Source organism: Streptomyces mayteni (assembly GCF_054783955.1).
This window is the reverse complement of record NZ_BAAGPR010000034.1, coordinates 13,473-26,928: the sequence shown is the minus strand read 5'-3', so window position 1 is coordinate 26,928 and position 13,456 is coordinate 13,473. Positions and strand designations below refer to the sequence as shown.

Below are 13,456 nucleotides of genomic sequence, written 5' to 3'. Positions count from 1 at the left end.
CTCGCCACGCTCCCCGGCACACCCCGCCACGACGCTTCTCAGAACCCCGGCCGAAACCCGGGATCTCCACGCTAGGAGTTCGATGACCGACGAGCCGATCCGCGTCGCGCCCAGAACCCGGGGCGCGCACCGCACGATCACCGAGGCCCTGGCCGTCGCGCCGGCCGGCGCGGTGATCAGCGTCGCGCCTGGCGAGTACGCCGAGGTGTTCCGGCTGGCCCGCCGGGTGACGCTGATCCCGCAGCACGGCGACGGCTCCGTCACCATCGCCGTGCCGCTGGCCGCCGGCCCGCTGACGGTGGCCGCGCCGGACTGCCGGATGCGCGGCCTGGTGCTGCGCGGCGCCGACCCGGCCGAGGCCCTGCTGCGGGTCGAGGACGCCTCGGGGCTGACCCTGGAGGACTGCGTCGTCACCCACGGCCGGGTCGAGGTCATCGGCTCCCGCAACCTCACCGCCCGGCCCGAAGTACCGGTCGGCACCATTCCGTTGGACAACGACCTCTCCGCCGAGCTGGCCGACCCCACGGACGGCGGCGTCCTGGTGACCCGCCGCACCAAGCTGCGGGCCGCCAGGCACACCGCCCTGCACCTCACCGGCGACGCCCTGGCCCGCCTGGACGACACCGCGATCGAGGGCGTCGAGGGCATCGGCATCGCCGTCTCCGGCAGCGCCGTGCTCCGCGCCGACCAGCTGCGGGTGCACGGCGGCTCGGGATCCGCGCTCCGCGCCCGCGACTCGTCCCGGGTGCTGCTGCGCGGCAGCGGCCTGTTCGGCGCCGGCCGGAACGGCGTGCTGGTGCAGGACGCCGCCGAGGCGCTGCTCACCGACTGCCGGGTGGAGAACGCGGCCCGCTCCGGGGTGCGGCTCGACCACACGGCGCGCGCCGAGATCAACGAGTCGACGCTGGCCGGCGCCCGGCTCTCCGGCGTCGAGGTCCGCGACCAGGCCCGGGTGATGGCCCGCGGCGCCCGGGTGACCGGCGGCGAGACCGGCGTCCGGCTGCGCTCCACCGAGGAGTCGCTGCTCTTCTACTGCACCGTGACCGGCCAGCAGGGCAACGGCGTCGAGCTGGCCGCCGGCGCCGACCCGCGGCTGCGCGGGGTGCGGGTGGCCCGCTCGGGTAAGCACGGGGTGCTGGTCGGCGAGGGCGCCCTCGGCACCTTCGACCACTGCGACGTGATCGCCAGCGCCCTGCCGGCGCTGCACGTCGCCAGGGACGCGTCACCGAGGTTCCGCGGCTGCCGGGTCTTCGACTCCGCGCACGACCTGGGCCTCGCCGAGGGCGCCCAGGCCCTCTTCGAGAACTGCGTCGCCATCAACGTCGGCTCGCCCAGGCTCCCCGGGCTCGACCGGGGCCACGGCGGTCCCGAGCGCCCGCCCACGCCCGGCCCGAGCCAGGACCGGCGGCGCAGGACCCGGGACCGGGACGGCGAGCGCGACCGCGACCAGGGGCCGGCGGCCGCCGCCCCCAGGCCGACCGCCACCGCCACCAAGGCCGAGCGGCGGGAGGACGACGAGTTCGAGGACGGCCCCAGCCAGGAGTCGCTGCCCGAACTCCTCGCCGAGCTGGACGAGTTGGTCGGCCTGGATGGCGTCAAGCGGGACGTCAGCGGCCTGGTCAAGCTGATGCAGACGGTCCGGATGCGGCAGGAGGCCGGCCTGCCGGCCCCGCCGCTCAGCCGCCACCTGGTCTTCGCCGGCAACCCGGGCACCGGCAAGACCACCGTGGCCCGGCTCTACGGCCGGCTGCTCGGCGCCCTCGGGCTGCTCTCCCGCGGCCACCTGGTGGAGGTGGACCGCAGCGCCCTGGTCGGCGAGTACATCGGCCACACCGGGCCGAAGACCACCGAGGCGTTCGAGAAGGCCATGGGCGGCGTGCTGTTCATCGACGAGGCGTACGCGCTCACCCCCGCCGGGGTGGCGCAGGACTTCGGCAGCGAGGCCATCGCCACCCTGGTGAAGCTGATGGAGGACCACCGCGACGAGGTCGTCGTGATCGCCGCCGGCTACCCGGGGGAGATGAGCCGCTTCATCAACTCCAACCCCGGCCTGGCCTCCCGGTTCACCCGCAGCCTCGCCTTCGCCGACTACTCGACCGACGAACTGGTCAGCATCGTCGAGCACAACGCCCGCCGGCACCGCTACCAGCTCACCGACGGCGCCAGGAAGGCACTCTCCGGCTTCATCGGCGCCATCCCGCGCAGCGAGGGCTTCGGCAACGGCCGCACGGCGCGCCAGCTCTTCCAGCAGATGACGGAACGGCAGGCGATGCGGGTGGCGGAGCTGACCAACCCGGAGGCGGACGCGCTGATGTCGCTCAACGAGCACGACCTGCCGGTCTGACGGCCGGCGCCTGCGCGGCGGGCGCGGGCGCGGGGGCGGGGGCCTGGCGCGGGGGGTTCCCCAGCTCCCCGCCGCGCAGGTTGCCCAACGTGACCAGGCCGCCGGCGAAGAGGATCACCGCGCCGCCGGCGACGATCTCCGGGGTCAGCGGCTCGCCCTCGAGCGTCACCGCCAACAGGGCGGTGGCGCCCGGCTCCACGTAGGAGAGCACGCCGACCTCCAGCGCGGTGACCCGGCGCATCGCGCTCTGGTAGGCGATGCCCAGGCAGGCGGTGAGCACGACGCCGAGCAGCGCGAGCCTGGCCAGCTCGCTCTGGGTCACGACCGGCCTGGCGAGCAGGTAGGTCGGGCTCAACACCAGGGCGGCCACCAGGGTTTCGTAGAAGACCAGCGTCGTCGGGTCGACGTCGTCGGTGTAGCGCTTGAGATAGATGACGAGCAGCGCGTAGGCGAGGGCCGAACCCGCGCCCAACGCCAGCCCGACCGGGCGCGGTTCGCCGCCCTGTTCGCCGCGGGTGACGATGAGCGCGGTGGCGGCGACGGCCAGCGGGAGCGCCGTCAACGAGAGCGGCGCCGGCCGCTCGCGCAGAAGCAGCGGCGCCAGGACGGCGATCATCACCGGTGCCGTCGAGGTCATCAGCACCGCGCTGATGATCGAGGTGTGCTGTAGCGCCGCGAAGCTCAGCCCCCACTGGACGGCGAGCAGCACGCCGGGCAGCAGGATCACCCGGCCCGGGTACCGCAGCAGCCTGCGGCGCCCGGCGAGCGAGACCAGCACCGCGAGCGTCGCCGCGGCGATCGCCACCCGCCAGAAGGCGATGACCGTCGGCGGCAGGGTGAGCCCCGCCACGATGAGGGTGACGATGCCGGAGCACGCCGTGCACAGCGCGACGGCGAGCACGGCGGTCGAGGACTTCACGGTGCCGCTCCGGCTAGGGGAGCAGCAGGAGTTCGGTGCACTCGCGGCCCCGGTAGACCGCCCGGAGGTCGCCCAGCGACCCGGTGGGACGCGTGATCGGCCCCCCGGCGTCGTCGAACGGCCGCCGCAGATCGACGAACGCGGAGTAGTGGGCGCCCACCACCGCGCACAACTCGTCGTGGCCGCCCGAGAGTTCGAGGCCGTAGGGCCAGAACTCGGCGACCGTGGGCACCCTCGCCGCCAGCAGGGTGGAGGCGCCGCGCAGCAGATGCCCCTCGTAGCCCTCGACGTCGATCCAGCACATCCCGACGTCCCACGGATCGACCCCCTCGGCGACCAACAGGTCGTCCAGCGTGACCGCCTGGACGGCGATGGTCCGCGCCCACTCGGCGGGCAGGCCGTGCGGGTCCCTGGTGAGGAGGTGGTTTCCGCGGTTCTTCTCGGAGAGCGCCAACAACACCTCGCCCGGCTGGTCGGAGAGCGCGCGGCGCACGGCCGTCACCCGGTCCTCGAGCCCGTTGGCCAGCAGGTTGTTCTGGAGCAGCACGAAGTTCTCCGGGTCCGGCTCCACGGCGAGCGCGGTCTTCGCGTCGAACCGCAGCAGGGCCAGCAGGGTGGCGCTTCCGATGTTCGCCCCGAGATCCAGGAAGGTCTTTCCCGACAGGTCGAACCGCTCGCCGTTGAGCTGCGACATCGCCCGGAACGCGGCGTCCATCGCCGATCTCTCGAAACTCCCGGTGGTGAAGATCTTCCGGCAGATCTCGCGGTCGTGGGTGTTGAGGTAGTAGCGGATGTTGTCACGCTCGGCGACGATCACCGGAGTGATCGCGGCGGCCGACCTGAAGGCCAGCCCGCGCAGCGGTGTGACGACGGATCTCGCGAAGGCCTCGCTGAGCTTCGGCATGAGCCGGATCCCCCCTGTCGACGGCTGTGCCGGCAAGGCTTCCGCAGTTTCTCGGCGCGCCTCAAGCCCGGACTGCTGTGCGACGGGGACGCGGTCGGAGTGACGCCAACAAGTCCGGTGCTCATCGGCGCAGATGGCGGACGTACCCGATCCGCGGCGGGGCGGAATTCGTGCCGACGGCGATTCACTCTTCCGGGCAAGTGCGATGGCCGTCGCTCAGCACGCGTTATGCGGGAATTCTGGCCTGTGCTTTACGCGATGTACGCGGACGTTTCCTGCGCCGCGTAGCTCAGGTCCTTCGCCACGAGCGAGGCGGGACGCAGCCGCAGCCACCGGGTGCCCCGCGCGTCCGGATCGTCGTGCAGGTAGCGGACGAACCGCTCGTCCCAGGCCGCCTCGTCCGCGCCCAGGTAGCGCCCGAGCTTGCGCCGCCCCCGCGCCACGTCGAACGGCAGCAGCTCCGCCCGCCCCCGGGCGATCACCTGCCGGACCAGGCCCGTCGCCAGATCGCACTCGTCCACCACCAGCGCGACCGCCGGATCCTCCGCCACTCGCGCGGCGAGCCGGGCCCACGGCCCGGTCAGGATCCAGAACGCCCCGTCCTCCCAGAGGAACCACACCGGCCGCACCGTCGGCCCACTCGTCGCGATCCGCGCGGTGAGCGGCCGGCTCAGGAAGTCGTCCACGTCGAAGGGGAGTTGGGAGGCCATGCCACCCATCCTGCCAGGGCCTCGGGCTCGGCCTCGGCCGGACGTCGGGCGCGGCCTCCCGGGGGATGCCGGTGCAACAATGTAAGATTCAATCTACGTAAGATTGAATCTACCTTGATTGGGCAGGCGAGGTGCCGATGGAGTTTCGGGGCAGGGCGGCCGATCTGGATCAGCTGGCTCGGCAGCTGGCATCGGTGGCCGAAGGGCGTGGCGCGACCCGGGGGCAAGCCGTGATCATGACGGGCCGCCGGCGGGTGGGGAAGTCGCGGCTGGTCCAGGAGTTCTCTGACCGATCCGGGCTCGCCTACGCGGTCTTTCAGGCGACCCGGGGGCGCAACGCGGTCGCCGAGCGTGCGGACTTCCTCGCGACGCTCGCCCACTCGGCCCTCCCTGGGGCCGAACTGCTGGCGGGCGTGGAGGTCGGCGACTGGAACCAGGCGCTGCGATCCCTCGCGCTCGCCCTCCCGGACGACGCCCCCAGCATCGTCGTGATCGACGAGGTGCCGTGGCTGGTGGAACAGGACGGGGAGTTCGAGGGCGCCCTGCAGACGGCCTGGGACCGTCACCTGTCCGCCAAACCGGTCCTGCTCATCCTGGTCGGCAGCGACATGTCGGTGATGGAGGCGCTGCAGTCCTACGGCCGCCCCTTCTTCGGGCGCGCGGCGAAGATGACCGTGCGCCCGCTGCACGTGGCCGACGTCCGGGAGATGACGAACCTGGCCGCGGCCGACGCGGTGGACGCGTGGCTGATCACCGGGGGGTTCCCCGAGATCGTCCAGTCCTGGCGACCGGGAACGACCCGCGTCGAATTCCTTCGCGAGGCGGCGGCCAATCCGCTCTCCCCGCTGCTCGCGGCGGGAGAGCTGTCACTCCTCGGCGAGTTCCCCGAGGCGTCCCACTCCCGCGCCGTGCTGGAGGCGGTGGGCAGCGGCGAGCGCACCTTCTCCACCATCGCCGCGCAGACCGGCGGCGCGGGCGCGCTGCCCTCGGGGACGCTGTCCCCGCTGCTCAACACCCTACAGGCCAAGCGGGTCCTGGCTTTCGACCTGCCGCTCTCCGCGAAGCCCGACACCAAGAACAAGCGCTACCGCGTGGCCGATCCCTACCTGCGGTTCTGGCTCGCCTTCCTGCGGCGAGGGATTCCGCTGATCGAGCGCGGTCGCGGCGACCTCGCCCTGGAGCGGATCGAGCGGTCGTGGACCACTTGGCGCGGGCGCGCCGTCGAGCCGTTGGTCAGGGATTCGCTGCTGCGTCTGCTCCCCGACGAGCGGTGGCCGCTGACGGAGGCGATCGGTGGCTGGTGGAACCGACAGAACAATCCCGAGATCGACCTGATCGGAGCCGACCGGGAGCCCGTGGCGGGCGAGGTGCACTTCGCCGGCTCGATCAAGTGGCTCGAGACCCAGCCGTTCGGCCGTCGGGAGTACGAGGCGCTGGCCCGGCACCGGCTCGCCGTGCCCGGCGCCACGCCGGGAACCCCGCTGATCGCCGTGTCCCGTCACGGTGTGGAGGGCGGCCTGCCGCTGGCGGCCCACTGGGGTCCCGAGGAGTTGGTGGACGCCTGGCGATAGCGCGGTGGCCGCCCCTGTTCAGCCGGACGTCGGGCGCAGCACCAGGCAGACGAAGCCGAACGCGTCACGGTAGCCGCGCAGCCACCCGGTCCGGTGGGCGGTGGCCGTCTCCAACGCGAGGGCGCTGTCCTGGTCTTCGGGGTGGTCGAGGGCCCAGGAGGCGACCGTGCCGGTCCAGGCCCACTCGTAGGCGTCGAGTTCGCGCCGGGTGCTGACGTGCCCGTGGACGGGCGTCCAGCCGTCGGCGACCACGCCGTCCACGAGGGTCGGCAGGTCGGGGAGTTCGCCGAAGATCTCGACGGCCGTGGTGGAGGGACGGCCCGCCCAGAACCCGTCGCCGACCAGCACCCGCCCGCCGGGCGCCATGTGCCGGCGGGCCGCCGCGAGGGTGGCGGGCAGGCCGCCGAAGGCGTGCGTGGACCCGACGCAGAGCACCAGATCGAAGCGGTGCGGCGCGGTGAACTCGGCCACGTCACCCTGATGCAGCGTCAACCGCCCCTCGACCCCCAGTTCCCGCGCGGCCCCCCGGGCCCGGTCCAGCGCGGCCCCGGCGACGTCCACCCCCTCGGCCCGCAGCCCCTGATGCGCGGTCAGGGCCCGCAGCAGCCACTCGCCCCCACCGCACCCGAGGTCGAGCACGCTGCCGTCGCCGCGCGCGACGGCGTGGCCGAGGAGATCCCCCACCGCGTCGTCGTCGAGCGGAGCCGCGACGGGATGGTTCGTGTGGGCGAGACGGGACAGCTGTTCACGATTCACCGCCGGAGCGTGACACGCCGCGCCGCCGTCCGCACGCCCATTTCCGGCGCGGCCGCGCCATTGACGCGGCGCCGGTCCGCTCCTACCGTCAACGAGGTTTCGCCAGTCTGCAAGCGCTTACTCCGTCCGTCACTCCCGAGGGAGATCCCGTGATCAGTGCGCGCCGGACCCTGCTCGCGTCCCTGCTCGGCCTACCGCTCGGACTCGCCACGGCCCCCATCGCACTCGCCGCCCCCCGAGAGGACAACCGCCCGGTGCCCCGCACTCTCTACCTCGCCGGCGACTCGACCGCCGCCCAGAAGTACGCCACCGCGGCGCCGGAGACGGGCTGGGGGATGGCCCTCCCCTTCTTCCTGCGCCCCACCCTGACGGTCGCCAACCACGCGATGAACGGCCGCAGTTCGAAGAGCTTCATCGACGAGGGCCGGCTGGCCGTCATCCTGGAGTCGATCCGTCCCGGCGACCTGCTCCTCGTCCAGTTCGCCCACAACGACGAGAAGATCGAGGACCCCGCGCGCTACACCGAGCCGTGGACCACCTACCAGGAGCACCTGAACCAGTACGTCACCGGCGCACGGTCCCGTGGCGCCCGGCCGGTGCTCGCCACCTCCGTGGAACGCCGCCGCTTCGACGCCGCGGGCAACGCGGTCCCCACGCACGGCGAGTACCCGGCCGCCATGCGGGCCCTCGCGGAACGCGAGCGCGTTCCGCTGCTCGACATCCAGGAACTCTCCCTGGCCCGCTGGCGGAAGCTCGGCGCCGAGGAGACCAAGCGGTACTTCAACTGGACCGGCACCGTGCAGGACAACACCCACTTCAGCCCGCTGGGCGCCATCGAGATCGCCCGCCTCACCGCCGGCCGCCTCGCGGCCGAGGAGGTGCTACGCCGGCCGGACGTGCGCCGCCTCGACGCCGACATCCCCGACTCGTGGATCACCTGGCCCGAGGGGTGAGTTCGCGGTCGCGGCTCAGGCCCGCGGTGCGAGCGTGCGGAGAACGCAGAACTCGTTGCCCTCGGGATCCGCCATGACCACCCAGCTCCGGTCCGCGCCCTGGCCCACATCCACCCTGGTGGCGCCGAGGCCGAGCAGTCGGTTGACCTCGTCCTCGGTGCTGCCGTCGATCGGGCTCACGTCGAGGTGCAGCCGGTTCTTCACGGCCTTGCCCTCGGGCACCTGGACGAACAGCACGGTGGGCGGCATCTGGCGGGCCCGGACCTCCTCGACGGTCGGCACCCAGGAGCCGATCTCGACCTGTCCCTCGCCCCGGTCGATCACCTCGAAGTCCAGGACCTCGCACCAGAAGGCCGCGAGCCCCTCCGGATCGCGACAGTCAACCGTCAACTCCGTGAACCTGCTTGTCATAACTCTCCCAGACAGTGCGGACGGGCTCAGGCTATGCCGCCGGTCCGACCCGGCGGTCGTATCGTGTGGTGCGATGTCAAGGGAGGCAAGGTGAAGTTCGCCGTTCGTCCGGCCTGTTCGGCTGACGCCGCACCCATCGCCGACGTGGTGCTTGCCCGGTCCGAGTGGCTGGAGCAACGCGGGATGCCGAGTTGGCGCGCCGAAGTCGAACTGGTGAGCGCGCAGGCCGAGAATCCACACGGCGCCATGTTCGTTCTGGAAGCGGACGGCCGCCCCATCGGTTGCACCACGGTGACGGACTCGACTCCGCCGATGGCGTGGACGGCGGAGGAACTGGCCGAGCCGGCGCACTACCTGTACACCACCATCACCGACCCGTCGTTCCGGGATTGGAAGCCGGGCACTCTCATCGCCTTGTGGGCCCTCGATCGTGCGGCCCGCGAGGGAATGCGTTGGGTTCGACGCGGCTGCCGTTTCGCTGGCCTGGTGACTTACTACGAGCAGCAGGGGTTCCGTGTCGTGCACGAGATGCGGAAAACCCACGGACCGATGTATCTGATGGCCCGCCGCGCCGAACTCGTCGACGACCTGGCCGAGCGCTTCGATGGATTGGCTGGCGCGGCCGTCACAGATAGGCCCGCGCGGCCAGGTGAAGATGAATGACCTCGATCAGCTGAGAGTGCCGTTGTTCGTCGTATCCGCCGAAGCTCAGCTCTTCGATCCCCGCCCGAAGCCCGTCAGGATTGACGAGTCGGGTTTCGAAGAGCGTCGAGCCGTTCTTCAGCATGTCGTCCAACATGCCCTTGCCGTGCAGGATCAACGCGTCCCGCACGACCTCGGCGAAGCTCTCTCGCTCCGTGGGGTGAGTGACGTCGTTGCTCATGCCCAGGGAAGCCAGCCGTCTGCGTTGCAGTTGCTTGAGCGCTCGCCAGTCCATGGGCAGCGCCTCGCCGAGTGTCTGCCGAGTTCGTGGCTCAGGCCGGAAGAGAGCGAGGGCCGTCGATATTCAGGCTACCCAGATCGACTCGTCCATCCAGGGGCTGAATTTCGTCATCCCCAATCGCCCGGCACGAACCGGTACGGGCGGGTGAGGTGGGCCCGGTAGTCGAGGTGTTCCGGGTTCTCCCTCAGGTGGGCCACGGCCCATTCGGAGCCGTCCTCGGACTTCTCGGACCGGCGGCTGAACAGGCCGCAGGAGAGGCACTGCATGGCCTGCCTGACCGGCTCCGCGTCGGGGGACTCGTCCGGGCCGAACGCGTGGTCCCGGAACCGGAAGCGTGCGCGAGTCATCGCCAACCCTCACTCTTCAGCTGGAAGTTCGATTCGCTCTCGGCGTTGACGCGCCGCACCTTCTCCCGGAGCTCCAGGTGCTCACTCTCGGCATCCTTATCTTGAGCGGATTCGGGCTCTTGGACGATCGCTTGATCACTGGCCGTCATGTGGACCCGCTTTCGTCAACTCGGCCGCGCGGCGCGGTGGCACCCGGGCGTCAACCAGCGCGAACACGGGGCGTGTCGCAGCGGTCACCAAGGTGGCACAGTGGCGAGTGGAATCCCGGGCTTAACAAGCCGCGCGCAAGCCTGCCAACTGCGGCGACGTTCGGCCCCGGCCGCGAGAAGAGAGGTCACGGTCATGGAGGACACGCCAGAGCCAGGCAGCTTGAACCCGCTCCAGCGATTCGGTCGCGACGTGCGGCAGGTGCGCCTCGCCCGCAAGCTCACCCAGAAGCACCTCGGCCAGGCGACCGGCTACTCGGAGGCGTACGTCAGCCGGGTCGAGGCGGGAAAGATGCTGCCGATGCCGAGCGAGCGCTTCGCGAAGGGCTGCGACGTCGCCTTCGGCACCGGCAACCTGTTCATCGGTCTCCTGCGCCGGATCGACCAGGGCGACCACCCGAGTTGGTTCGCCCCCTACCTCAACCTGGAGCAGAAGGCGTCGCGGATACTGGACTTCTCGACCACCCTCGTGGTCGGCATCCTCCAGACCGAGGACTACGCGCGAGCCACGTTCCGCGCCTACTACTCGGGTGCGAAGTCGGAGCTGATCGAGGACAAGGCCGCCACGCGACTCCGGCGCCGCTCGGTGTTCGAGCGGGACGAACCCCCGTTGCTGTGGGCCGTCCTGCATGAGTCCTGCCTGCGCACGGTGGTGGGCGGGCCCGAGGTGATGGCCGGCCAACTCGAGTATCTGCTGAAGGAGGCCACGTCCCCGAACGTCAGGCTCCAGATCCTGCCCTTCTCGGCCGGCGCACCGGCCACGTCCACGAAACCGTTCACGCTGCTGCACTTCCCGGACTCACCCACCGTGCTGTACACGGAGACCCGGGTGGGCGGCCGGATGCACGACTCCGCGCGCACGGTCGCCGCGGCACAGGATGACTATGATCTGCTCAGGGCGAACGCGCTTTCCCCTGACGCGACACTGGCCATGATCACCAGCCTGTTGAAGGAGTTCCGGGCATGAGCAGCGACATGGACCGCACCGCCGTCGAGTGGGCCAGGTCCTCCTACAGCGACGCCAACGGCGGACAGTGCGTCGAGTTCTCCCGCACGTTCGCGCCGGCCGGCGCGATACCGGTGCGGGACTCCAAGGTTCCGCACGGCCTGGCCCTGCTCCATACCCCTGGCGGTTGGTCCGCCTTCGTCTCCGCCGTGCGGAGTGGTGAGTTGTGACGGGCGTGCGCCGGCTGGTCACGCGCGCCGAGCTGGACGAGACGGTGACCGACGCCCGGCAGATGTCGGTGTCGGCGCGGCTCGAAGCCGTCCTCGCTGACGGCCGCGCCCTGGTGTTGCTCGCCGACCGCGGCTGGAGTTCCTCCCCGGTCGGCGAGGCGGACATCCGCGACTGGACCTCGGTCGAGGAGATCGAGGACACGGCCCGGACCGTCGTCGGCCCCGACGAGCCGTTCGACGGACAGACCCAGGAACAGGCGGCGGCCGCCCACTGGTCGGCACTGGCCGGCATCCTCGCCCGGCAGGGCGTGGCCGCCGATCCGCTGGAGTTAGCGCGGCTGCCGCATGACGTCGTCATCGGCACGGGCCTCCGCGCCTGGCTCGCCGGGTGACGTCGATACGCCGTATCGCCTGACGTCGCCGTAAGAATCGGGCGGGTATCGTCGGCCGCATGTTGGTGTGGGAGCGGCCGGAGCCGCCGGAGCGGCCGGTGCCGGCTCCGTTGAGCCGGGAGCGGATCGTGCGCGCGGCGGTCCGGCTGGCCGACGCGGACGGGCTGACGGCCGTGTCGCTGCGGAAGGTCGCCGCCGCGCTGGGCGTCGGGCCGATGCGGCTGTACGGCTACATCGCCACCAAGGAGGAGCTGCTCGAGCTGATGGTCGACGCGGTCTACGCCGAGATCAGGCCGGCCGGGGACGGTTGGCGGGAGGTGCTGCGCTCCCTTGCCGAGGACACCCGGCGTGCCGCGCACGAGCACGAGTGGTTCGCCGACCTGATCGGGGGGCGGCCGCAGCTCGGCCCGCACACGCTGGCCAGCGGGGAGGCCGTGGTGGCCGGCATGGAAGGCGTCGACGTGGACACCGTCGTGCCGGTGGTCGCCGCGGTCAACGCGTACGTGATCGGCGCGGTGCGCCGGGAGATCAGCGAGCGGCGCGCCGAGCGGGCCACCGGTACCGACAAGGAGCAGTGGCAGGCCGCCTTCGGGCCGTATCTGGAGCGGACCTTCGCGACGGGCCGCTACCCCGCGATGGCCACGGTCGTCCGCGACGGCCCCCACCTGAGCGCCGACGAGACGTTCCTGACCGGCCTCGACTTCCTCCTCGACGGCATCGAGGCCCGCGTCTCGGGCTGAGCGATCGTGGCCGGGCACCCGCTCAGGCGAGGAGTTCCGCGAGCCTGGCCATCTCGGTGGGCGGGTCGATCACCGGCTGGACGAGAAGTTCGTCGATGCCGGCCTGTTCCAGGGCGGTGACGCGGGCGAGGAGGTCGTCGCGGGTGCCGACCAGGGCCAGGGCGTTCATCAGCGAGGGTAGGACCAGATCCCGGTCCTGGGGCGCGATGCGGCAGAGGTAGTTGGGGTAGAGCCTGGTGTACCGGTCAGGTGCGGTGGCGGTGGTGCCGCGCCGGTCGAGCAGGCGCCGGACCGCCTCGCGCTCTTCGGGGCCGAGCTGCTCGGCGAAGGCGGGTGTGTCGGCGGCGTACGCCAGCAGTGACAGGGCGAGGTGGCCGGTCGCGTCCCGGGCGGCGTCGCCGTGCGGGTCCTCGTCCTCGTCGAGGACGTGCAGCGCGGTGACCAGGTACGAGTCGGGGTCGCCTGGCGTGCCCTCGGCGGCGTGGCGGCGAGCGTCGTGCAACGCGTGCCAGGCGGTCGGGTCGAGCAGGCCGAAGGAGATGAGGCCGGTGCCGCGGCGGCCGGCGACGGCGGCGGCCTTCGGGCCGAGGGCGGCCACGACGAACTCGATCGGGTCGGTGGTGTTCGCGTGCCCGCCGGTGTGCAGGAACCGGACGTCGCGGATCCGGTCGCCTTCGCGATGCTCGGTCGTGCGCCCGGCGCACAGGTCCTGGAGCGCGGAGGTGAAGTTCTCCAGCGCGGCCGCCGTGGTCGGCCGCATCCCCAGGGTGCGTCGGGCGGTGTTTCCCGTACCGACCCCGCAGATGATCCGGCCCGGCGCGAGGGCGTTGAGGCTGGCGAGCCCGCTCGCGGCGGCCGGGGCCGAGCGCAGCCCCGGCGAGGTCACGCCGATGCCGAGCCTGATGCGGCTGGTGGCCCTCGCGCAGAGGCTCAGGGCGACGAAGGGGTCGCCGTGGACCATCGGGGAGTCGTAGACCCAGAAGCTGGATAGGCCCAACTCCTCGGCCCGCTGGGCGAGATCCTCCACACCGGGGTGTGCGGTGACCACGACGCCGGCACGCATCCATACCCTCCACGGTGCGGG

At 71.8% G+C, this 13,456-nt stretch carries 16 protein-coding genes; 8 read left to right on the top strand and 8 right to left on the bottom strand.

Features of this window, described 5'->3' with window-relative positions:
- Positions 1 to 82 precede the first annotated feature (82 nt).
- On the top strand, positions 83 to 2,344 hold the full coding sequence (locus ACYVPE_RS17265; protein ID WP_461034501.1) for a right-handed parallel beta-helix repeat-containing protein: 2,262 nt from the start codon (positions 83 to 85) through the stop codon (positions 2,342 to 2,344).
- Here the strand turns inward: ACYVPE_RS17265 and ACYVPE_RS17260 are convergent.
- The 3 genes from ACYVPE_RS17260 to ACYVPE_RS17250 form a co-directional block, all read right to left on the bottom strand.
- Positions 2,319 to 3,263, bottom strand: coding sequence for a DMT family transporter (locus ACYVPE_RS17260; protein ID WP_461034500.1), 945 nt, complete (start codon positions 3,261 to 3,263; stop codon positions 2,319 to 2,321). The two genes, ACYVPE_RS17265 and ACYVPE_RS17260, sit on opposite strands and share 26 nt — an antisense overlap.
- A 13-nt stretch (positions 3,264 to 3,276) precedes the next feature.
- Positions 3,277 to 4,167, bottom strand: coding sequence for an FkbM family methyltransferase (locus ACYVPE_RS17255; RefSeq protein ID WP_461034499.1), 891 nt, complete (start codon positions 4,165 to 4,167; stop codon positions 3,277 to 3,279).
- A 251-nt stretch (positions 4,168 to 4,418) separates the two neighbouring features.
- Positions 4,419 to 4,877 (bottom strand): pyridoxamine 5'-phosphate oxidase family protein, encoded by a 459-nt coding sequence (locus ACYVPE_RS17250; RefSeq protein WP_461034498.1) that lies wholly within the window; start codon positions 4,875 to 4,877, stop codon positions 4,419 to 4,421.
- 137 nt (positions 4,878 to 5,014) lie between these two features.
- On the opposite strand from ACYVPE_RS17250, the gene ACYVPE_RS17245 reads away from it, so the two are divergent.
- Entirely contained in the window at positions 5,015 to 6,448 is a 1,434-nt protein-coding gene (locus ACYVPE_RS17245) for an ATP-binding protein (RefSeq protein WP_461034497.1), read from the top strand.
- Positions 6,449 to 6,466: 18 nt separating this feature from the next.
- Here the strand turns inward: ACYVPE_RS17245 and ACYVPE_RS17240 are convergent, their stop codons facing one another.
- Complete coding sequence (locus ACYVPE_RS17240; RefSeq protein WP_461034496.1) at positions 6,467 to 7,204, bottom strand: SAM-dependent methyltransferase; 738 nt, start codon at positions 7,202 to 7,204, stop codon at positions 6,467 to 6,469.
- Positions 7,205 to 7,353: 149 nt separating this feature from the next.
- Here ACYVPE_RS17240 and ACYVPE_RS17235 point away from each other — a divergent pair, with 149 nt between their 5' ends.
- Complete coding sequence (locus ACYVPE_RS17235) at positions 7,354 to 8,157, top strand: rhamnogalacturonan acetylesterase (RefSeq protein ID WP_461034495.1); 804 nt, start codon at positions 7,354 to 7,356, stop codon at positions 8,155 to 8,157.
- Positions 8,158 to 8,172: 15 nt separating this feature from the next.
- Here the strand turns inward: ACYVPE_RS17235 and ACYVPE_RS17230 are convergent, their stop codons facing one another.
- Positions 8,173 to 8,568: a VOC family protein gene (locus ACYVPE_RS17230; protein WP_461034494.1), complete on the bottom strand. Its 396-nt coding sequence runs from the start codon at positions 8,566 to 8,568 to the stop codon at positions 8,173 to 8,175.
- A 90-nt stretch (positions 8,569 to 8,658) separates the two neighbouring features.
- On the opposite strand from ACYVPE_RS17230, the gene ACYVPE_RS17225 reads away from it, so the two are divergent.
- On the top strand, positions 8,659 to 9,231 hold the full coding sequence (locus ACYVPE_RS17225) for a GNAT family N-acetyltransferase (protein ID WP_461034493.1): 573 nt from the start codon (positions 8,659 to 8,661) through the stop codon (positions 9,229 to 9,231).
- Here the strand turns inward: ACYVPE_RS17225 and ACYVPE_RS17220 are convergent.
- Positions 9,194 to 9,505 carry a hypothetical protein gene (locus ACYVPE_RS17220; RefSeq protein ID WP_461034492.1) on the bottom strand — a complete coding sequence of 104 codons (312 nt, stop codon included), beginning with the start codon at positions 9,503 to 9,505 and terminating at the stop codon, positions 9,194 to 9,196. The two genes, ACYVPE_RS17225 and ACYVPE_RS17220, sit on opposite strands and share 38 nt — an antisense overlap.
- Before the next feature lie 113 nt (positions 9,506 to 9,618).
- Complete coding sequence (locus tag ACYVPE_RS17215; protein WP_461034491.1) at positions 9,619 to 9,858, bottom strand: DUF7848 domain-containing protein; 240 nt, start codon at positions 9,856 to 9,858, stop codon at positions 9,619 to 9,621.
- A 342-nt stretch (positions 9,859 to 10,200) separates the two neighbouring features.
- Between ACYVPE_RS17215 and ACYVPE_RS17210 the strand changes: the two genes are divergently transcribed.
- From ACYVPE_RS17210 to ACYVPE_RS17195, 4 genes are read left to right on the top strand one after another with little or no spacing between them, the layout of a single operon-like run.
- Positions 10,201 to 11,031, top strand: coding sequence for a helix-turn-helix domain-containing protein (locus ACYVPE_RS17210; RefSeq protein WP_461034490.1), 831 nt, complete (start codon positions 10,201 to 10,203; stop codon positions 11,029 to 11,031).
- The gene (locus tag ACYVPE_RS17205; RefSeq protein WP_461034489.1) at positions 11,028 to 11,240 is read left to right on the top strand and encodes a DUF397 domain-containing protein; all 213 of its coding nucleotides are present in this window, start codon (positions 11,028 to 11,030) and stop codon (positions 11,238 to 11,240) included. Before ACYVPE_RS17210 ends, ACYVPE_RS17205 begins: the two co-directional genes overlap by 4 nt.
- Positions 11,237 to 11,632, top strand: coding sequence for a hypothetical protein (locus ACYVPE_RS17200; protein ID WP_461034488.1), 396 nt, complete (start codon positions 11,237 to 11,239; stop codon positions 11,630 to 11,632). The genes ACYVPE_RS17205 and ACYVPE_RS17200 overlap by 4 nt, the downstream gene beginning before the upstream one ends.
- A 59-nt stretch (positions 11,633 to 11,691) precedes the next feature.
- Positions 11,692 to 12,372 carry a TetR/AcrR family transcriptional regulator gene (locus ACYVPE_RS17195; protein ID WP_461034487.1) on the top strand — a complete coding sequence of 227 codons (681 nt, stop codon included), beginning with the start codon at positions 11,692 to 11,694 and terminating at the stop codon, positions 12,370 to 12,372.
- Positions 12,373 to 12,394: 22 nt separating this feature from the next.
- Here the strand turns inward: ACYVPE_RS17195 and ACYVPE_RS17190 are convergent, their stop codons facing one another.
- Entirely contained in the window at positions 12,395 to 13,435 is a 1,041-nt protein-coding gene (locus tag ACYVPE_RS17190) for an LLM class flavin-dependent oxidoreductase (RefSeq protein ID WP_461034486.1), read from the bottom strand.
- Positions 13,436 to 13,456 lie beyond the last annotated feature (21 nt).